Raw genomic sequence first — 20,987 nt, 5'->3', positions numbered from 1 at the left:
TTCCCGCAGGAGTCACCGTCCTCCGGGCAACTGAACTGGTAGAGAGGATTATTATTAATGGAAATATCCGTCCATAATAGGCTTCCTCATTCTAAATGAAAAATAGTGCTCCAAATCAAGCCTTTCCCCGGAGCAGTCCAAACACCTCGAGACTCCTGCGGGAGGCCGGCTAAGTACGGTCACGTCCTGTGACCAATGCCGGCATTAGAACCTCCTGTTCGTCGATAGGCCTGGCGAGACCCCACAGCGCGATAGCGCGAGGAGGCTTGCCGGCCGCCCGCGGAAAGCGAGAGGTGTCTGGACTGTGGACCTCCAAGAGAGGGGTGTGTTTACGCTGAATGGAAGCAGACTGCTTTAATCCCCTTGAAATTAAGTAATGATTTTTTGTCGAAGTGAGTCGAATAATTTTGTCGAAAATGCTCGGTATATAAAGGTAAATGTAGAGATAATAGAGAAATATAAAAATATGCAAATTCTTTAAAATAAAGAAGGATAATAATATCTTTTGTAGAATATGTAAGAGGGAAGAGTAAAAATAAGGAGGATTCGTAAAGTGGAAAGTATTTCAGTATGTTTAGTCGATGATAACCCGGAATTAATCACGTTGATGGAGGAATATTTTGAAGGTCAAGATGATATTGAAGTAATCGGTACAGCATCCAATGGCAGAGAATGCCTAGAAATGTTGGAGGTTTTAGAACCCGATATACTTATATTAGATATTATTATGCCACATATCGATGGAATTGCAGTGCTGAATCAATTGCGTACCATGGAATTGAATAAAACACCACAAGTTATTATGTTAACTGCGTTCGGCCAGGAAGAAGTAATGAAAAAAGCAGTCGAATTCGGTGCTTCTTATTTCATTTTAAAACCATTTGATTTGGATCATTTAGCAGACCGAATCCGAACAATCAGTACAAATACCGATAATTTCAAAGCAAAGGTAAGGAAACCGAAAAAAACAAACAAAACACATAACCTAGAAGCAAGCATCACAAATATTATTCACGAAGTTGGAGTACCTGCACATATTAAAGGGTATATGTATTTACGAGAGGCAATTACAATGGTTTATAATAATATCGACTTATTGGGAGCAATTACGAAAACGCTTTATCCGCAAATTGCAAAAAAATATAACACAACGGCCTCAAGAGTAGAACGGGCGATTCGTCATGCGATAGAAGTTGCTTGGAGTAGGGGCAACATTGACTCAATTTCGGCATTATTCGGTTATACAATTAATATTTCTAAAGCAAAACCTACGAACAGTGAATTCATCGCGATGGTCGCGGACCGACTTAGACTTGAACATCAGGTCAGTTAAAAAAAGAGACTGGATTGGTTAGTCCAGTCTCTTTTATATGCACTATTATGAACCGCTTCTCACTAATGCATCTTCCTCCATAAAATATAACTCATACAGAGAGCGTATTGCTCGTTTCAAATCGGCAGCTTGAATACCGAACATCATGGATACCTCAGAAGAACCTTGGTTAATCATCTCAATATTTACATTTGCTTTCGTAAAGGCTTCTGTTGCCCGGTTCGCGACACCGATTGAATTGACAAGTCCTTCACCAACGACCATGATTATTGCAATTCCTCTTGTAATGCTGACCGTATCCGGATGGAGTTCGTTTTTAATTCGTTCTAAAATAATTCTCTCTTTATCACGCGGTAAATTTCTTTCTCGGAAGATAACAGACATATTGTCAATCCCGGACGGGGCATGTTCAAATGAAACACCTTCATCTTCAAAGATGTTTAATAATTTACGGCCAAACCCGATCTCCCTGTTCATTAAATATTTACTGACGTAAAGGCTGCAGAAGCCGGTATCACTCGCAATACCAGTTACGACTCGTCCATTTAATTCCCGTTCTGCTACAATTAATGTTCCTTTAGCTAAAGGGTTATTCGTGTTTTTGATTGCAACAGGAATTTTAGCATGATAGGCGGGAATCAAAGCTTCATCATGGAAAACAGAGAAACCTGCATAGGATAATTCCCGCATTTCCTTATACGTAAGTTTCGTAATTGTTTTCGGATTAGATACAAAGGAAGGGTTCACTGTAAACACAGAATCTACATCGGTAAAGTTCTCGTAAATTTCAGCTTCCACACCCGCCGCAATTAACGATCCCGTGATATCTGACCCACCTCTTGAAAATGTAACAAGCTTTCCTTCTTCCGTGTACCCGAAGAAACCAGGGATTACGAGTACTCCATCACGTTCTCGAAGCATGCGAATCTTATCGAAGCTATCCGGAAGAATTTGTGCGTTACCTGGTTCATCACTAAGTATGAGGCCTGCTTCCTGTGGATTGATATATGACGAATTGATGCCGATTTTATTTAAATAGGCACTTAGCATTTTCGCCGAACTATCCTCGCCGATTGCCTTTACAGCATCCATTAAACTTGCTTCATTATCAGATAGTTCCTGTACTCGTTTTAATGATTCAGTAAATTCATCCAATAAAGTATCTGGAAGTTCCAATTCCGTAACAATCTCCGTAAAACGCTGCATAATAGCCTCGAACTGTTCAGCAAAATTGGTTTGCTGTAAATATGCGGTTCCAAGATCGATCAGCAAGTCGGTCATCTTTGTGTCTTCCTTGAAGCGTTTCCCGGGAGCTGACACAACGATAAATTTGCGGCTTGCATCATCCTTTATTATATCTCCAACTTTAATTAATTGGCTTGCACTAGCCATTGAACTGCCGCCAAATTTTGCGACCTTCATCTGATTTCCTCCTTAATTTACTGCATAAAGATAATTTTCTACTTATCATACCATAAAATCATGCAAAATTACGATAAAAAGTTAATAAATTTTGTTTATTCACCATTAACAGAGGAATTCTTCTCTTTCGCTTTATTTTTTCGGTCACGGAAAACTATAAATCCCCCAAGGAAAGCAATCCCCCCGATGAATAAAACTAATCCAACTCCGAACTGGATCCACGAATAGATAAAAATGGTATAAAAATCATTAAATAAAGTATCTCGCATTAATTTAATTCCAATAGCAGCAATGACGCCTGGGATTAATAAAATAAGAATTGCTATATTTCTCATACTCATTCCCCTTTAATCATATCAAAAGTTGTCTCAACTATAGAGTATAGCAAAGATGACTATTAAAACGGAACAATATCATTCCAACACAGGCATTTCTTACATAACGTGCAGTAATTATCACAATCAATTAATCATTGCCAATTCATTCATGATAACGTATGATATTAGTATGCAAGATAATGCAAAGGTGGTGAATCGATGAAAAATGTACTTATTGTTGGTGCCGGACGGGGAGGTACGGCATTAATCCATATCATTCACTCCACAACAACTATGAAAATTGTGGCAGTAATTGATCACAATGAAGGGGCACCCGGCCTTGCATTAGCAAATAAGTTACACATTCAAACCGGAAGTGATTGGAAAGACTGGATCGATAAGGAGATCGATATCATCTTTGAAGCTACAGGTGATCAGGCTGTTTTGGAGGAATTGATCCGTTCAAAAAGGGAGCAGACAGTAGTCGTTCCTGGCTCCGTAGCCTACATCATCTCTGAACTCGTGGATGAAAAAGATGCATTGCTCGAACGAATAAAGCAGCAAAGCGATAATCAAGAATTAATCCTCAACCATATTCGTGATGGCATGATTGTCATTGATAGGAACGAGGTCATTCAATTTGTGAATGAGAAAGCTGCAGAGATTATTGGGCTTCAAAAAGATATGTTTATTGGCAAGCGTATAAGAGATGTTATAAAAAATTCGCGCCTACCTATCGTGCTTCAGACGAAAGAAAAAGAAATTAATCAAAAGTTCCCATTAGAAAACGGAAAAAAAATCATCGCAACACGAATACCATTAATCAGTGAAAGCAATGATCTCGTTGGAGCATTTACTGTATTTAAAGATATTACCGAAGTTGTAAAACTGGCGGAGGAAAACACTGACTTAATTGAACTGAAAAATATGCTTGAAGCTATCATCAAATCTTCAGATGCTGCGATAAGTGTTGTTGATAAACATGGCAATGGCATCATGATTAATCCGGCATATACAAAAATTACTGGGCTAACAGAAGAAGATGTGATTGGTAAACCGGCGACAGTCGATATCCATGAAGGGGAAAGCATGCATATGAAGGTGCTCGAAACAGGCAGTGTCTATCGTGGGGTTCGCATGAAGGTCGGTCAGAAAAAAAGGGAAGTTATTGTAAATGTTGCTCCCGTCATTGCGAAAGGTAAAATTCAAGGAAGTGTTGGAGTCCTGCATGATGTTTCGGAAATTCAAGCTCTTACAAATGAACTCGAGCGGGCAAGGCAAATCATTCGCAGCTTGGAAGCAAAGTATACGTTCGATGATATTATCGGTTCATCGTCAGAAATGCAACTAGCACTTGAACAAGCGAAAGTTGGGGCGAAAACCCCTGCAACTGTATTGCTAAGAGGCGATTCCGGTACAGGGAAAGAATTGTTTGCACATGCTATTCACAATGAAAGTAACCGAAAGCAAGAAAAATTCATTCGTGTCAATTGTGCCACGATTAAAGAAACATTACTTGAAGTTGAATTATTCGGTTATGAATCACTTGACCCATCGAAAAGTAAAATCGGCGCCTTCGAGGAAGCGAATAAAGGCAGTGTCTTTCTCGACGAAATCGGGGAATTATCTTTAGATATGCAGTCTAAACTATTGCGAGTCTTGGAAGAGCAGGAGATTATCCGTGTTGGTGGCAAGCAATCGATCCCGATAGATGTTCGAATCATTACAGCAACGAACACAAACTTGGAAAAAGCAATCAGTAATCGGACATTTAGAGAAGATCTCTACTACCGATTAAATCGATTACCAATTTTTATACCATCCTTAAGAGAACGAGTTTCCGACATTCGTGAACTGGCACATCATCTTATTAAAAAGCTTAATAAGGATTATCGAAGGGATGTCCAGTATATTAGTGACGATGCAATCGCATTGCTTGAACAATACCACTGGCCAGGGAATGTAAGGGAACTAGAGAATATTATTGGGCGGGCGATGATTTTCATGGATAATCAGGAAAAAGAAATTAAAAAGGAGTATTTACCGAAATTACTTCATTCATCTTCCAATCTGAAACAATCCAATCTCATGTTTCCGGAATGGGATTCATTAACCGATGCCGTGGAAAATTTTGAAAAAGATTATATTTATAAAGTATATGAAAATAATGGATTCAATAAGACGAAAACAGCTCAAGCATTAGATATCTCTATTCGAAATTTATATTATAAAATCGAGAAATATCAGCTTGAATAAAATTTAATCATAAATGGATATTAAAGCGCTTACATACAACTTGCCTTTGTAAATAAATAAACTAGGAGGAATGGGAAATGGAATTATTTAAATATATGGAGAAATATGAGTATGAGCAATTAGTACTTTGCCAGGATAAGGCATCTGGATTGAAGGCAATTATTGCAATCCATGATACAACACTCGGACCAGCTCTTGGAGGAACACGGATGTGGACGTATGAGACGGAAGAAGCCGCGATTGAAGATGCACTCCGTCTTGCTAAAGGAATGACTTATAAAAATGCTGCTGCAGGACTCGATCTAGGTGGCGGGAAGACAGTCATAATTGGTGATCCGAAAAAGGACAAAAATCCAGAGTTGTTCCGTGCTTTCGGTCGTTATATCCAAGGATTGAACGGACGTTATATCACTGCAGAAGATGTTGGAACGACAACGGAAGATATGGATCTTATCCATTTGGAAACGGAGTTCGTTACGGGGACTTCACCAACTACACCAGAAGCAGCCGGAAACCCTTCTCCAATAACCGCTTATGGAATCTACAAAGGGATAAAAGCAACAGCAAAAGAAACATTTGGCACAGATTCATTGGAAGGAAAAACAATCGCCGTCCAAGGAGTTGGTAATGTCGCTTTTGCACTTTGTGAATATCTCCATGATGAAGGTGCAAATCTTATCGTCACGGATATTAACGAAGCTGCTGTACAACGTGCGGTAGAAGCATTTGGGGCAACAGCCGTTGGACCGGATGAGATTTATGGCGTTGAGTGTGATATTTTCTCTCCGTGTGCATTAGGGGCCATCATCAACGATGAAACAATACCACAATTTAAAGCGAAAATGATTGCAGGATCTGCAAATAATCAGTTGGCAGAAGAAAAGCATGGGGATATTATCCATGAAATGGGAATTGTTTATGCGCCGGACTATGTTATTAACGCAGGCGGAGTAATTAATGTTGCAGATGAGCTTGCCGGTTATAATAAAGAAAGAGCGTTACAAAAAGTTGAAGTAATTTATTCCAATCTTGAGCGTGTTTTTGCTATATCCAGAAGAGATAATATCCCGACTTATGTTGCGGCTGACCGAATGGCTGAAGAACGAATTAAAGCGAAACGGGAATCACGCAGCCAATTCCTAGTCAATGAACGATCTATTTTAAATCGCTAGAATGGAATGTAAACTGGAAAGGGGTTATAGACAATGGCAGAGGATTACGATTTAGTCATATTAGGGGGAGGTACGGGGGGATATGTTGCAGCAATCCGTGCTTCCCAGCTTGGACTGAAGACGGCAGTCGTTGAAAATAGGAAGCTTGGAGGGACATGTCTCCATCGAGGCTGCATCCCATCTAAAGCTTTATTGCGCAGTGCTGAAGTGTATCGTCAGACAAAGGAAGCAAGAGAATACGGAATTGAAACGAAAGATACGACGATAAATTTCTCAGAAGTCCAGGCCCGGAAAAATTCAATTGTCGACCGACTGCATCAAGGTGTACAGGGACTGATGAAGAAGGGGAAAATCGATGTTTATGAAGGGTTTGGAAGAATTCTTGGTCCCAGCATATTTTCTCCAATGCCTGGCACGATTTCGGTAGAGTATGAAAATGGGGAGGAAAATACAATTTTGACTCCTAAAAATGTAATTATCGCTACCGGGTCAAGTCCTCGCTCATTGAACGGCCTGCCATTTGACGGGGAACATATCTTGTCTTCAGATGATGCCTTACAATTGGAAGAACTCCCAAGTTCCATGCTCATCATTGGCGGTGGAGTAATTGGAATTGAATGGGCATCTATGCTGAATGACTTTGGTGTGGATGTAACAGTCATTGAATATGCGAAACAAATCTTACCAACGGAAGATGAAGCAATCGCGAAAGAAATGGAGCGCCTCCTTAAGAAAAAGGGGATTCACTTTGTGAAAGGGGCGAATGTCCTCGCCGATACGATAGATATTGCGGATGATGTTTCCATACAGGCAGAAGTTGCTGGGGAAAAAATCAATTTCAATGCGGAAAAAATTCTTATATCGGTCGGTAGAACGGCTAATGTAGCAAATATCGGTTTAGAGAACACGGATATTCAAGTAGAAAAAGGCTTTATCGTAACGAATTCCTCCATGCAAACGAAAGAATCGCATATTTATGCGATTGGTGATGTGATAGGTGGTATGCAACTTGCACATGTTGCTTCTCATGAAGGAATAAAAGCAGTAGAACATCTTGCAAATGAAAATCCATTGCCGCTTGACTATGAAACGATTCCGAGTTGCATCTACTCGAGTCCAGAAGCAGCACATGTAGGTTTAACAGAGAAAGAAGCGAAGGACAAAGGGTATAATGTGAAAGTAGGCAAATTTCCATTTCAAGCAGTCGGAAAAGCGCTAGTTCATGGTGAAGCAGCAGGCTTTGTAAAAATCGTTGCGGACAGGGATACAGATGATTTACTAGGTGTTCACATGATTGGACCCCATGTGACAGATATGATCTCAGCAGCAGGTCTTGCAAAGGTCCTTGATGCAACCCCATGGGAAATTGCATCTGCTGTACATCCGCACCCTACGCTTTCAGAAGCGATAGGTGAAGCGGCACTCGCTGTAGATGGAAAGCAAATCCATGGTTAAATGGTTTAAATAAAAGGAGTGAACGAAAGATGAGTTTAAATCGTCATCAACAAGCTGGCATAACAGACGAACAAGTACTTGACATGTATAAAACGATGCTGCTCGCCAGGAAAATCGATGAACGGATGTGGTTATTGAACCGTTCAGGCAAGATTCCATTTGTTATATCCTGTCAAGGTCAGGAAGCGGCACAAATTGGAGCATCCTTTGCGCTTGACCGGGAGCAAGATTGGACAGCACCATATTACCGCGACTTAGGTGTTGTTTTAGCGTTCGGAATGACGGCAAAAGATATCATGCTCTCCGCTTTTGCGAAAGCGGAGGATCCAAACTCTGGTGGAAGACAGATGCCAGGGCACTTTGGTCAAAAGAAAAATCGGATATTAACTGGGTCTTCTCCTGTTACAACGCAGCTACCACATGCGGTAGGTGTTGCCCTCGCAGGTAAAATGGAGAAGGAGGAGTTTGTTTCCTTTGTAACACTCGGCGAAGGGTCTACAAATCAAGGTGACTTTCACGAAGGTCTGAACTTTGCTGGTGTACACAAGCTTCCGGTCATCACGATGGTTGAAAACAATAAGTACGCAATTTCTGTGCCATTTGATCGTCAGGTTGCAAGTGAAAACGTGTCAATCCGGGCTAAAAGCTATGGCATGCATGGCGTGACGGTTAATGGAAATGATCCAATTGAAGTTTATACCGCTGTTAAAGAAGCGCGGGAGAGAGCGATTAACGGAGACGGTCCATCACTCATCGAAGCAGTAACATATCGTCTTACCGCTCATTCGAGTGATGATGACGACCGCACGTATCGTGAGAAAGAGGAAGTGGAAGAAGCGAAAAGAGATGACTGTATCCTTACTTTCTCCACTTACTTAAAAGAATCCGGTGTACTTACAGATGAAATCGAAGAAAAGATTAATAGTGAAGTACAGGGGATTGTGAACGAAGCAACCGAATATGCAGAAGAAGCTCCTTATGCAGAACCGGAACATGCATTACGCTTTGTTTATGAAGAACAGGAGGGATAAGAGAAATGGCAGTAATGTCTTATATACAAGCGGTAACTACTGCATTACGAGAAGAAATGCAACGGGATGATAAAGTTTTTATTCTCGGTGAAGACGTCGGTAAAAAAGGTGGCGTATTCCGAGCAACGGACGGACTTTACGATGAATTTGGCGCGGCGCGTGTGTTGGATACACCTCTATCTGAATCAGCGATTGCCGGGGTTGGAATCGGAGCGGCAATGTACGGTTTGCGGCCGGTAGCTGAAATGCAGTTTGCTGACTTTATTTTACCCGCATTTAACCAAATTATTTCAGAAGCAGCTAAAATTCGTTATCGCTCTAATAATGACTGGCAGGCCCCGATTACCATCCGTGCTCCGTATGGCGGTGGCGTACATGGTGCTTTATATCATTCTCAATCTGTTGAAGCAATGTTTGCCAACCAGCCTGGACTTAAAATTGTCATGCCGTCTACCCCATACGATGTAAAAGGGTTACTTAAGGCAGCAATCCGGGATAACGATCCTGTTTTGTTTTTCGAACATAAGCGGGCTTACCGACTTATTAAAGGAGAGGTCCCTAGCGATGATTATGTACTTCCAATCGGAAAAGCAGATGTGAAACGTGAAGGCGATGATATCACGGTTATTACGTATGGACTTGGTGTACATTTCGCCCTGCAAGCAGCGGAAAAGCTTGCTGAAGAGGGGATTGAAGCTCATATTCTTGATTTACGCACCGTTTATCCGCTCGATCAGGAAGCTATCATTGAAGCGGCAACGAAGACTGGAAAAGTATTACTTGTCACAGAAGATAATAAAGAAGGGAGCATCATTGGCGAAGTGGCAGCAATTATAGCAGAGAACTGCCTGTTCGATTTGGATGCACCAATCAAGCGTCTCGCTGGACCGGATGTACCTGCCATGCCTTATGCTCCAACGATGGAAAAATACTTTATGATTAATCCGGAAAAAGTCGAGAATGCGATGCGTGATTTAGCTGAATTTTAAGCTTTAGGAGGATGAAAAAATGGGCTTGGAAAAAATTACAATGCCGCAACTTGGAGAAAGTGTGACAGAAGGGACCATTACGACCTGGCTTGTACAACCTGGGGATAAAATTAATAAATATGATCCCATCGCTGAAGTAATGACAGATAAAGTGAATGCCGAAGTACCGTCTTCTTTCTCAGGTGTAATAAAAGAACTTGTTGCAACTGAAGGAGATACGATTGCAGTTGGTGAAGTGATGTGCCAAATTGAAACAGAAGGCAGGGGCTCGCCTGAGCAAGATGAAAGTACTACCGGGGAAGATAAAGCAATCGAACCTGCTCCTAGCGAGGAAAAAGACACTTCGATGAAGAAGAGATATTCTCCGGCCGTATTAAAACTAGCACAGGAAAATAATATTGATTTAAATAATGTGGCAGGTTCTGGACGTGGTGGTCGAATTACGAGAAAAGATATTGAGAAAATCATCGAATCCGGAAACATTCCCCAACCAGAAGCAACAGAAGTAACAGAGCGTCCGGCAGTTGATACACCGAAACCGGATCAACAAAAGCCGAAAAAATCGGTTGAATCGTTCATTCAATCGGAAACCGGCGATATCGAAATTCCGGTAACCGGTGTAAGAAAAGCGATTGCTCAAAAAATGGTCACCTCTACTCAAGAAATTCCACATGCATGGATGACGGTTGAAGCAGATGTAACCAGCCTTGTTAATTATCGTAATTCACTTAAGAAAGATTTTAAAGAACAAGAAGGCTACAATTTAACCTTCTTTGCTTTCTTTGTTAAAGCTGTCGCGCAAGGATTAAAAGAATTCCCGCAGCTTAATAGTACATGGGCAGGAGATAAAATTATTCAGCGAAAAGCAATTAATATTTCAATTGCAGTAGCAAGTGATGAGGAATTGTTTGTTCCCGTCATTAAACATGCGGATGAGTTATCGATTAAAGGAATTGCCCGAGAGATTACAGAACTAGCACAGAAAGCTAGGAGTGGTAAACTAACTACTGCAGATATGAGTGGTGGCACATTTACGCTAAATAATACGGGTACATTTGGTTCGGTACAATCAATGGGGATTATCAATCACCCGCAAGCGGCAATTCTTCAGGTAGAATCGATTGTGAAGCGACCAGTTATAATTGACGATATGTTTGCTGCACGAGACATGGTTAACCTATGTTTATCATTAGATCATCGTATACTCGACGGATTGGTCTGTGGTCAGTTCTTAAGAAGGGTGAAAGAAATCCTTGAGAATATGAATGAAAGTACGACTTCAGTTTATTAATCGGTCGTTATGAAGGTATTTTGCAATTTATTTAATTGAAATTAATAATATTCCCTGCTAAGCTAAATATGTATTTAGACAAATTTATGTTTATCCGGGAAAGGAGTGTTTGTGATGGATTTTAACTTGTTTATGAATGATATTGTTGATGCCGCTCGAAAAGATATAACAGAAGCAGGTTTTAAAGAGCTTAGAACACCAGAAGAGGTGGATGAAGCACTTAAACAAAAAGGAACTACATTAGTTATGGTTAACTCAACTTGTGGATGTGCAGGAGGAATTGCACGCCCTGCAGCGGCAACTTCTATTCACTATGATAGACGGCCAGACCATTTAGTAACGGTATTCGCCGGTCAGGATCGTGAGGCAACGGAACGAGCAAGAGAATATTTCGAAGGCTACCCGCCATCCTCCCCATCCTTTGCTTTACTTAAAGACGGCGAGATTGTGTCTATGCTAGAACGTCACGATATCGAAAGCTATAGTGCAATGGACGTAATGGTGAAGCTGCAAGCGTTATTTGACGCACACTGTGAAGAAATCTAATTATTATCAGGTAGAGACTGGCAAGCACAAGTCAGTCTCCTTTTTACTACATAGCTCAACCTTACATACCCTAAAATAACTAAACATTTCTTTATAAAACTTAAAATAAACTGAAGAATAAACTGAATTCCTTTTATACAGCGTAAGTGTCTGTAACTCTCTTCCGGAGGTCCGCAGTCCAGACACCTCTCGCTTTCCGCAGGCGGCTGGTGAGCCTCCTCGTACGCTTTGCGTACTGCGGGGTCTCACCTATGCCTTTCCTCCTGCAGGAGTCTCGAGGTGTCTGGACTGCTCCGAGGGAAAGCCCAACTTAGATCACTCTTTATTATTCCACAGATATAATTTGGATCGTGACATGGGACTAGAATAAATGCTTTCAATAATAATCATCTTACCAGTACAGTTGCCCGGTGGACGGTGACTCCTGCGGGAAGAGCACGAGTCTGGAGACCCCGCAGGGCGGTAGCCCGAGGAGGCTCCAGCTGTGCCCGCGGAAAGCATCCGTCCACCGGGCAACTGAACGGCGATTAGAGCCCTTAATAGTGAAAGAGCAGACACTTACGCTGTATGGAAGCGATGGGCAGTTTTCAGATGTGAACGTGGAATCAATAAGAAATTAAAAAAGACCGGTTTTATTTACCAGTCTTTGTAAGTCATTTTTATTAGTCGGATTCATTAAAAAGCGAAGGCGGCCAACCCGTAAGTGAATGTTGACAACAACATAAGGATAATCATTACGTATACAATAATCTTTGTCCTGCGTTGACGTTTTGATTGTCTTTTTGTATAAGATTGTTTGGACAATTCTCTGACCTCCTTATCACAATTACTACTATTAAGTATTTTAACGTGAAATTGCTCATTGGACAAGTTTAAAAATTGTTAGAAAATGTTTTTGCTATGGAACTGCTGGAGAATGGGGGAACTAATATGCCTGAAAAGCATGAGAGTGAAAAAACAAAATGGATAAAAGATGTCGAGAAAACATTAAAGCGCTTTCCGGAGCGTAAAGAAACGTTTCACACTTCCTCTGAAATCACGGTTGACTATTTATATGGAACAGAGGATGCAAATTATAACTTGGGCTATCCAGGTCAATATCCTTATTTGCGCGGGATCCAGCCGACGATGTACCGCAGCAGATTATGGACAATGCGACAATATGCTGGATTCGGTTCTGCGAGTGAGACGAACAAAAGATTCCGCTACTTATTGGAACAAGGCCAGACAGGTCTTTCTGTCGCTTTTGATTTACCTACACAAATAGGCTACGACTCAGACGATGTCATGAGTGAAGGGGAAGTTGGGAAAGTCGGGGTCGCAATTGATACATTGGCTGATATGGAGAATTTATTAGATCAAATTCCACTAGACAAAGTAAGTACATCCATGACAATTAATGCTCCTGCAGCAATTCTTTTATGTATGTATATTGCAGTAGGGGAAAAACAGGGTGTATCATCTGAAAAGCTTACTGGAACGATTCAGAACGATATTTTAAAGGAATATATCGCAAGGGGGACATATATTTTCCCGCCGAAGCCATCCATGCGGCTAATTACAGATATCTTCGCTTATTGTCAAGAACATTTGCCTAAATTCAATACGATAAGTATTTCTGGATATCATATCCGGGAAGCGGGTTCAAATGCTGTACAGGAAGCGGCGTTTACAATCGCAAATGGAATGGCTTATGTCGATGCTGCAATTGCATCCGGTCTTGATGTGGACACTTTCGCACCACGGCTGGCATTTTTCTTTAATGCTCATAATAACTTTTTTGAAGAAATTGCTAAATTCCGGGCAGCGAGAAGAATTTGGGCAAAAATTATGAAAGAACATTATGAGGCAAAGGAACCGAAAAGTTGGAAATTGCGTTTCCATACTCAGACTGGCGGCTCAACACTGACTGCGCAGCAACCGGATAATAATATTGTTCGTGTGACCATGCAAGCCCTTGCAGCAGTATTAGGAGGCACACAAAGTCTGCATACAAATTCACGCGATGAAGCACTTTCTTTACCGACAGAGGAATCGGCACGAATAGCTTTACGGACACAGCAGATTATTGCCCATGAAAGTGGAGTTGCGGATACGGTCGATCCCCTTGGTGGCTCGTATTATGTGGAAGCGCTAACAGATGAGCTGGAAGCAAAAGTAATGGATTATTTAGAACGGATCAAGGAATTCGGAGGGGCCGTGCAAGCAATTGAAGAAGGATATATGCAACGGGAGATTCATCACAATGCCTATGAAACGCAAAAACGAATTGAAAGTGAAGAAGAAATTATTGTCGGACTCAATCAATTTAAATTGGAGGAAGAGGTTAACCCTGATCTATTGAAGGTTGATGAGGCGTTGGAGAAGGCCCAAATCAATAATTTACACAAAGTACGCAAAAAGAGGAACCAAGAAGCAGTTGACCAAAAGCTCGAAGCACTGCGCAGGGTGGCAATTGACGAGGAGGCTAATTTGATACCATATATATTAGATGCTGTAAAAGCTTATGCCTCGATTGGTGAAATCTGTAACGTGTTGCGTGATGAGTTTGGTGAGTACACAGGATTTTAAGGGGGAAGGTATCATGAGGAAAATCAGAATACTAATTGCGAAGCCTGGACTCGATGGGCATGATCGTGGAGCACTCGTCATTGCTCAGGCAATGCGTGATCACGGAATGGAAGTAATCTATACCGGGCTGCGTCAGTCACCTGTACAAATTGCTACTGCGGCTATTCAAGAGGATGTTGACGTTGTTGGCTTGTCTTCTTTATCAGGGGCACATAATACACTATTTCCCAAAGTAATTGAAGAACTGGAGAAACGAAATGCAGGGGATATTCCGGTAATTGGCGGGGGAGTTATCCCGAATGAGGATATACCATTCCTGCTTGAAAAAGGTATAAAACGAATATTCACGAGCGGATCATCAACAGAAGAAATGGCTGTTTATTTAAAGAATCTCCTGCGACCGGAAGAAGCGCCAGTTCCTCCGAAAAGGATTGCCCACATTGGTATTGCCGTTCATCAGATTAAAGACGCACTGCAGTTTTTTACGGAAACAATTGGCCTTGAAGTGGAAGCAATTGAAGAGGTTGAGTCGGAAGGTGTTAAAATCGCATTTTTAAAAATAGGGGAAACACGAATTGAATTACTCGAACCATTGCATGACCAATCACCTATTAAGGGATTTTTAACAAAGCGCGGGGAAGGCGTCCATCATATAGCTTTTGAAGTGGAAGATTTAGCGGTGAGGCTTTCCCGGTTGAAAGAACAAGGCATCCGCCTCATTAATGAAGAACCGAAACAAGGTGCAAACGACAGTCAAATCGCTTTCATTCATCCGAAAGAAGCTCATGGTGTCTTAGTTGAGTTATGCGAACAGGCAAAAGGAAGTGATGAATGATGGATATGTATGATAAGATTAATGAGTTGTATGATAAACGGAGGGAAGTTGAACTAGGCGGAGGGGACGAACGAATTAAAAGGCAGCATGAAAAAGGGAAAATGACTGCAAGGGAACGTATTGATTATCTTCTGGATGAAGGAAGTTTTGTAGAACTGAATCCCTTTATTGAAACCCGCACGTCTGACTTTAGCATGAACGGTAACTCAAGCGGTAAGGGAGAGGGAGTTGTAACAGGCTACGGAAAAATCGATGGAAGACCTGTCTATTTATTTGCCCAAGACTTTACTGTTTATGGCGGTGCTCTTGGTGAGATGCATGGAGAAAAAATTGCGGCTGTAATGGACCTTGCAGCCAAATCAAAGGTACCGTTTATCGGATTGAACGATTCAGGCGGCGCACGCATCCAGGAAGGTGTCTCTTCATTGGACGGCTATGGGCATGTGTTTTATCGCAACTCCATCTATTCAGGTGTTATTCCGCAAATCTCAGTTATTATGGGTCCAAGTGCGGGTGGAGCGGTTTACTCACCTGCAATAACTGATTTTGTCATAATGGTGGAGAAGACCTCACAAATGTTCATTACGGGACCGAAAGTGATTGAAGCGGTTACTGGAGAGAAAATATCTTCAGAGGACCTTGGCGGAGCTTCGATCCATAATACAAAAAGCGGAAATGCGCATATAAGAACTCTAACTGAAGAAGCTGCTCTTGATACAGTAAGAAAACTATTATCCTATATTCCAGCGAATTTTGAAGAGAAGCCTAAGCGACAGCCATATGAGGAGCAACGAATGGAAGAAGAGCTCCGTTTAAATTTAGCAGATCTCATTCCCTTTGATCCAGTTCGTCCGTATGATGTAAAGCAGGTTATTGAAGCGATTGTTGATGAAGATAGTTTCTTTGAGATTCATCAAGATTTCGCGAAAAATATCGTCGTTGGCTTTGCTAGGATTAAAGGTGAAGCAGTTGGTCTTGTCTGTAATCAGCCGAAATATATGGCCGGTGGACTTGATATTGATTCAAGTGATAAAGCTTCCCGATTCATTCGCTTCTGTGATTGCTTTAATATACCGATTATCACTTTTGAAGATGTTACCGGATTTTTCCCTGGTGTAAAACAAGAGCATGGTGGTATTATACGTCATGGGGCGAAAATTTTATATGCTTACTCAGAAGCAACTGTTCCAAAAATTACGGTGATTACGCGAAAAGCATTTGGCGGAGCTTATGTAGCATTGAACAGTAAGTCAATCGGTGCTGACCTCGTTTTCGCTTGGCCGAACGCTGAAATAGCTGTAATGGGTCCAGAAGGAGCAGTTAATATTCTATACGCAAAGGAAATCGCTGAAAGTGAAAATCCGGAAAGCTTGCGGACAGAGAAAATTGCAAGCTACCGCGAGAAATTCGCTAACCCTTACATAGCTGCAGGTCTAGGTATGGTTGATGACGTCATTGATCCAAGGGAAACGAGAATTAAGCTTATTCAAGCTTTAGAAATGCTGCGGAACAAAGAGGAAGAACGTCCTCATAAAAAACATGGAAATATACCTTTATAAGAGGTTGTTCAAAAAGTCTTGTTTAAAGGGCACTTCATGAATGTAGAAGTTCTACTTAAGCCGAATGGTATAGAATCCGTCACATAAGTGATAAGCTGGGTGGCTTGCTTTTGCATTTCTCATGTCTCACCAGCTTATTCCGGTACGGAGAGCTCTTGCAACCTCGAGTTTCGGCGCATAGTACGTTAGGGGCGAATTTGCCAAGGCCACCTTACTACTTAGCCGACCTTGCTTCTTTTTTGAACACACACTATAATTTAATAAGAGTAATTGGAGGTTAAATAATGGTCACAGTAAATGAAACAAGATTAGTAGAGGAATTCCTTGAGCTCGTTCAAGTGGATTCAGAAACAAAATATGAAGCAGAAATTGCAGCATTACTGAAAAAGAAATTCACTGAACTTGGGGTTGAAGTGAAAGAAGACAATGCAAAGGAAAAGACTGGTCACGGTGCAGGAAATTTAATCTGTACACTTAAAGGGACCAAATCGGATGGCGATACTATTTATTTTACATCCCATATGGATACCGTTGTACCGGGGAAAAATATCCAGCCAGTAATAGAAGACGGCTATATTAAGTCTGACGGTACTACCATTCTTGGCGCAGATGATAAAGCTGGTCTTGCAGCAATTTTAGAAATGATTCGTTTATTAAAAGAAGAAAATGTGGAGCATGGAGATATTCAATTTATTATTACAGTCGGAGAAGAATCGGGTCTAGTAGGTGCTAAAGCATTAGACGCTTCTCTTATTCACGCTGATTACGGTTACGCAATTGACAGTAATGGTGATGTTGGTGACATTATTGTCGCAGCGCCTAATCAGGCGAAGATCTTCGCAACCGTTAAAGGGAAAACTGCGCACGCTGGAGTCGAACCGGAAAAAGGTGTTTCTGCGATTACGATTGCGGCCAAAGCAGTATCTAAGATGCCGCTTGGAAGGATCGATGAAGAAACGACGGCAAATATCGGTCGTTTTGAAGGGGGACAACAAACGAATATCGTTGCAGATCATGTAGATATTATTGCAGAAGCTCGTTCCTTAGACAAAAAGAAACTCGATAAACAAACAGCAGCAATGAAAGAAGCGTTTGAACACGCAGCGAGTGAACTTGGCGGTGAAGCGGAAGTAGAAATAAAGCTTATGTATCCCGGCTACAAACAAGAAAGTGGAGACCAAGTCGTTGAAGTGGCAAGAAGAGCCGCGAAATCGATTGGTAGAGAAAGTAAACTGCTGAAAAGCGGTGGTGGCAGTGATGCCAATATTATCGCTGGTTTCGGAATTCCAACCGTGAACCTTGCAGTAGGTTATGAAGAAATCCATACGACGAAAGAAAGAATCTCCATAGACAATTTGATTAAAATTACAGAACTAATTACAGCAATTGTAATGGAAACAACAAAGTAATGATAAATTAAACCATTATAATAGGCATCCAAGGTCTGATTCAGACCTGATGGATGCTTTTTCTATGATATAATAGAGAGTGACAACCAATCAGTAGAGGGTGGTTAACATGTCTACGCTGAAGCCAACAGGGAGAAGAAGAGTAATCTTTCACATAGACATGAATAGTTTTTATGCATCTGTTGAAATGGCCTTCAATCCGGACCTGAAAGGAAAACCTGTCGCTATTGCAGGAAACCCTGAAGAACGAAAAGGGATTATCGTAACGAGCAGTTATGAGGCAAGGGCAAAAGGAGTTCGGACAACTATGACGGTTTGGCAAGCGAAGAAACTTTGCCCAGAACTTATCATCTTGAAGCCGAATTTTGAACGGTACCGGGCTGCTTCAAGTGAAATCTTCCGGATGATGTCTGAAATTACCCCACTTGTTCAGCCTGTATCGATTGATGAAGGCTACATAGATGTGACGGACGTGGAGGGTCAAGGTACTCCTATAGAGATTGCTCGAAATTTACAAAAGCGGATATTAAATGAACTTGATTTGCCATGCAGTATCGGTATTGCCCCGAACAAATTCTTAGCAAAGATGGGTTCAGACCTCAAGAAACCCCTTGGTATAACCATTATCCGAAAAAGGGAGTTGCCCGAAACGTTGTGGTCACTTCCCATTGATGAAATGTATGGTGTGGGGGAAAAGACGGCGGAAAAATTAAAAGCGATTAAAATTCATACGATTAAAGATTTGGCGGAAGCAGATGTTTATGAGTTACGGCAATTGCTTGGCATCAACGGGGAGCGATTGATCAATCGTGCAAACGGCATTGATAATCGGGAAGTCGACCCCGATGCGATTTTTGATTTCAAAAGTATCGGCAATTCACAAACTTTACCATACGACACGACGAACCTTCAAGAGATTCACTACTTGCTTGATAAGCTTTCTGAGAAGGTCATTAGCCGCATGAAGAGAAAGGAAGTCGTGGGGAAAAGTGTGCAAGTTATGATTCGTTATCATGACCGGAAGACGGTTACGCGTAGCAGGAAATTGGATACATATATCGATGAGAAGGCGGATCTCCTGCCAATAGCGGTTGAGTTATTCGAGCAGCATTGGAATGAGCAACCCATCCGGCTATTAGGAGTGACCGCTCAACATCTAGAAGATAAGCGTAATGTTGGGGAGCAGCTTGATTTATTTACGTATGAAGACGCGGTGAAAAAAGAGACGTTAAAGCAGACGGTAAACCAACTTGCAGATAAATTTGGCGAGGACACATTTAAGGCATTACCTAATAAAGTAGACAATGAATCCAACGAATTCAGAACAAGCTTTCAAAAAGACTTCCTCGATGACTTTAAAAAATAAACGAAATCCGCAGCCCCGATTCCTTTGCACTGCGGATTGTTGGTAGCTTATTTAGTTACCGTTTATTTCATGATTCTTTTCACAACTGAAGTGTTTAGCTTGCTTCCTGGGTAACGGAACGGGAAGTCGAATTTGGTTGTTTGTTTAAGGATGCCTTTTTGGTGGGTAAATGTGTCAAAGCCGTATTGACCGTGATAGGCTCCCATTCCACTTTGGCCAACACCGCCAAACGGCAGGAACGGATTGCCTAAATGATAGACAGCATCATTGATGGCCCCACCACCAAAGGAAATAAACTCAATGACCTGCTGTTGAATTTTTTCATTTTCTCCAAAGTAATAGAGAGCTAGCGGCTTTTCTTGTCGCTTGATTGTATACAAGGCATCTTCAATATTGGAAAAGGAAAGAACAGGGAGAAGTGGCCCGAAAATTTCTTCTTGCATAATTGGATCATCCCAGGTCACTTTATCCATCACAGTCGGCTCGATTAAACGCGTGTCAGGCGCAAAACCTCCGCCATGAATAACTTTTTCCTGATCAATAAAATTTACTAACCGGTTGAAATGTTTCTCATTAATTATTTTTGTATAATCCTCATTGTATAACGGATGCTTTCCAAATAAGGCTTTAATCTGTTTCACGAGTGCTTTCATAAATTTAAATTTGACGTCATCATGAACATAGAGATAATCCGGGGCTACACACGTTTGTCCCGCATTAGTAAATTTCGCCCATGTTATTCGTTTAGCTGCAAGATTAACATTGGCGTCAGAATCGATAATTGCTGGACTCTTTCCGCCTAATTCAAGCGTGATCGGTGTTAAATGTTCACTTGCGGCTCTCATTACTATTTTTCCAACGTTCGCACTACCGGTGAAGAAGATATAATCAAACCTTTCTTTCAGAAGTGCTTCTGTTGTTTCTACACCACCTTCAACAACGTCAATTAAAGAAGGGTCAAAGGTATCTTGTATGAGCGCACGCAGCAATTGGGATGTTGCTATTGCATGTTCGGATGGTTTAATAATGACACAATTTCCAGCCGAAAGAGCCGCAATTGCGGGTGCGAGTGCAAGATGTAATGGATAGTTCCATGGCGATATAACTAGTACAACCCCGTATGGTTCTTTCATTATATAGGATTTCGATCCTTTATGTGATAATGGAGACGGGACTTTTTCCGGAGTCATCCATGTTTTTAAATTTTTCAATGTAAAATCAATCTCGGAATATAAGAAGCCTAATTCTGTCACAAAGGCTTCATGTTTTGATTTATTTAAATCTTGTTTTAAAGCGTAATAAATCTCTGTTTCATTTTCTTTGAGCATTTTCCTTAATTTTAATAAACTTTCTTTGCGGTATTCAAAATCAGTGGTGTTCCCATGGATAAAGAAGGTTCGCTGATTTTCTATTAATTCTTGGATATGATTCATTT

The 20,987-nt window shown here is 41.3% G+C and carries 17 protein-coding genes; 13 read left to right on the top strand and 4 right to left on the bottom strand.

The genetic code is table 11. From position 1 onward, the window contains the following. The first annotated feature begins 553 nt into the window (after window positions 1-553). On the top strand, window positions 554-1,333 hold the full coding sequence (gene spo0A / locus IEX94_RS08395) for a sporulation transcription factor Spo0A (RefSeq protein ID WP_156855960.1): 780 nt from the start codon (window positions 554-556) through the stop codon (window positions 1,331-1,333). 45 nt (window positions 1,334-1,378) lie between these two features. Here the strand turns inward: spo0A and IEX94_RS08390 are convergent, their stop codons facing one another. Beyond that, window positions 1,379-2,755 (bottom strand): aspartate kinase, encoded by a 1,377-nt coding sequence (locus IEX94_RS08390; RefSeq protein ID WP_156855959.1) that lies wholly within the window; start codon window positions 2,753-2,755, stop codon window positions 1,379-1,381. Between the two features lie 95 nt (window positions 2,756-2,850). Then, entirely contained in the window at window positions 2,851-3,090 is a 240-nt protein-coding gene (locus IEX94_RS08385; RefSeq protein WP_156855958.1) for a DUF2627 domain-containing protein, read from the bottom strand. Window positions 3,091-3,291: 201 nt separating this feature from the next. Between IEX94_RS08385 and IEX94_RS08375 the strand changes: the two genes are divergently transcribed. From IEX94_RS08375 to IEX94_RS08345, 7 genes are all read left to right on the top strand, one after another. After that, window positions 3,292-5,328, top strand: coding sequence for a sigma-54 interaction domain-containing protein (locus IEX94_RS08375; protein WP_156855956.1), 2,037 nt, complete (start codon window positions 3,292-3,294; stop codon window positions 5,326-5,328). Between the two features lie 77 nt (window positions 5,329-5,405). Then, on the top strand, window positions 5,406-6,500 hold the full coding sequence (locus IEX94_RS08370) for a Leu/Phe/Val dehydrogenase (RefSeq protein ID WP_156855955.1): 1,095 nt from the start codon (window positions 5,406-5,408) through the stop codon (window positions 6,498-6,500). A gap of 33 nt (window positions 6,501-6,533) precedes the next feature. Continuing rightward, window positions 6,534-7,955: a dihydrolipoyl dehydrogenase gene (gene lpdA, locus IEX94_RS08365; RefSeq protein ID WP_188856807.1), complete on the top strand. Its 1,422-nt coding sequence runs from the start codon at window positions 6,534-6,536 to the stop codon at window positions 7,953-7,955. Window positions 7,956-7,984: 29 nt separating this feature from the next. Beyond that, the gene (locus IEX94_RS08360; protein WP_188856806.1) at window positions 7,985-8,986 is read left to right on the top strand and encodes a thiamine pyrophosphate-dependent dehydrogenase E1 component subunit alpha; all 1,002 of its coding nucleotides are present in this window, start codon (window positions 7,985-7,987) and stop codon (window positions 8,984-8,986) included. Window positions 8,987-8,991: 5 nt separating this feature from the next. Next, window positions 8,992-9,975: an alpha-ketoacid dehydrogenase subunit beta gene (locus IEX94_RS08355; RefSeq protein WP_156855952.1), complete on the top strand. Its 984-nt coding sequence runs from the start codon at window positions 8,992-8,994 to the stop codon at window positions 9,973-9,975. A gap of 19 nt (window positions 9,976-9,994) precedes the next feature. Next, a complete protein-coding gene (locus IEX94_RS08350) occupies window positions 9,995-11,266 on the top strand; it encodes a dihydrolipoamide acetyltransferase family protein (protein WP_188856805.1) in 1,272 nt (423 codons plus the stop codon). Between the two features lie 114 nt (window positions 11,267-11,380). Further along, a complete protein-coding gene (locus IEX94_RS08345) occupies window positions 11,381-11,812 on the top strand; it encodes a BrxA/BrxB family bacilliredoxin (RefSeq protein ID WP_188856804.1) in 432 nt (143 codons plus the stop codon). 675 nt (window positions 11,813-12,487) lie between these two features. On the opposite strand, the gene prli42 is transcribed toward IEX94_RS08345, so the two are convergent. Beyond that, complete coding sequence (gene prli42, locus IEX94_RS19995) at window positions 12,488-12,616, bottom strand: stressosome-associated protein Prli42 (protein ID WP_156855949.1); 129 nt, start codon at window positions 12,614-12,616, stop codon at window positions 12,488-12,490. A 126-nt stretch (window positions 12,617-12,742) separates the two neighbouring features. Between prli42 and IEX94_RS08335 the strand changes: the two genes are divergently transcribed. The 5 genes from IEX94_RS08335 (at window position 12,743) to IEX94_RS08315 (ending at window position 19,552) form a co-directional block, all read left to right on the top strand. Next, entirely contained in the window at window positions 12,743-14,383 is a 1,641-nt protein-coding gene (locus IEX94_RS08335; RefSeq protein WP_188856803.1) for an acyl-CoA mutase large subunit family protein, read from the top strand. 13 nt (window positions 14,384-14,396) lie between these two features. After that, window positions 14,397-15,218: a methylmalonyl-CoA epimerase gene (mce, locus tag IEX94_RS08330; RefSeq protein ID WP_156855947.1), complete on the top strand. Its 822-nt coding sequence runs from the start codon at window positions 14,397-14,399 to the stop codon at window positions 15,216-15,218. Then, on the top strand, window positions 15,215-16,777 hold the full coding sequence (locus IEX94_RS08325) for an acyl-CoA carboxylase subunit beta (RefSeq protein ID WP_188856802.1): 1,563 nt from the start codon (window positions 15,215-15,217) through the stop codon (window positions 16,775-16,777). The genes mce and IEX94_RS08325 overlap by 4 nt, the downstream gene beginning before the upstream one ends. A gap of 284 nt (window positions 16,778-17,061) precedes the next feature. Continuing rightward, window positions 17,062-18,186, top strand: a complete 1,125-nt coding sequence (locus tag IEX94_RS08320) for a M20/M25/M40 family metallo-hydrolase (protein WP_156855945.1) — start codon at window positions 17,062-17,064, stop codon at window positions 18,184-18,186. Between the two features lie 109 nt (window positions 18,187-18,295). Next, window positions 18,296-19,552: a DNA polymerase IV gene (locus tag IEX94_RS08315; RefSeq protein WP_373290812.1), complete on the top strand. Its 1,257-nt coding sequence runs from the start codon at window positions 18,296-18,298 to the stop codon at window positions 19,550-19,552. Between the two features lie 62 nt (window positions 19,553-19,614). On the opposite strand, the gene IEX94_RS08310 is transcribed toward IEX94_RS08315, so the two are convergent. After that, window positions 19,615-20,985: an aldehyde dehydrogenase gene (locus IEX94_RS08310; RefSeq protein WP_188856801.1), complete on the bottom strand. Its 1,371-nt coding sequence runs from the start codon at window positions 20,983-20,985 to the stop codon at window positions 19,615-19,617. Window positions 20,986-20,987 lie beyond the last annotated feature (2 nt).

It is taken from the genome of Oceanobacillus indicireducens (assembly GCF_014647195.1).
Classification (GTDB): Bacteria; Bacillota; Bacilli; order Bacillales; family Amphibacillaceae; genus Oceanobacillus; species Oceanobacillus indicireducens.
The sequence above is the reverse complement of the archived record's forward strand: the minus strand, read 5'-3'. Positions and strand labels throughout refer to the sequence as shown.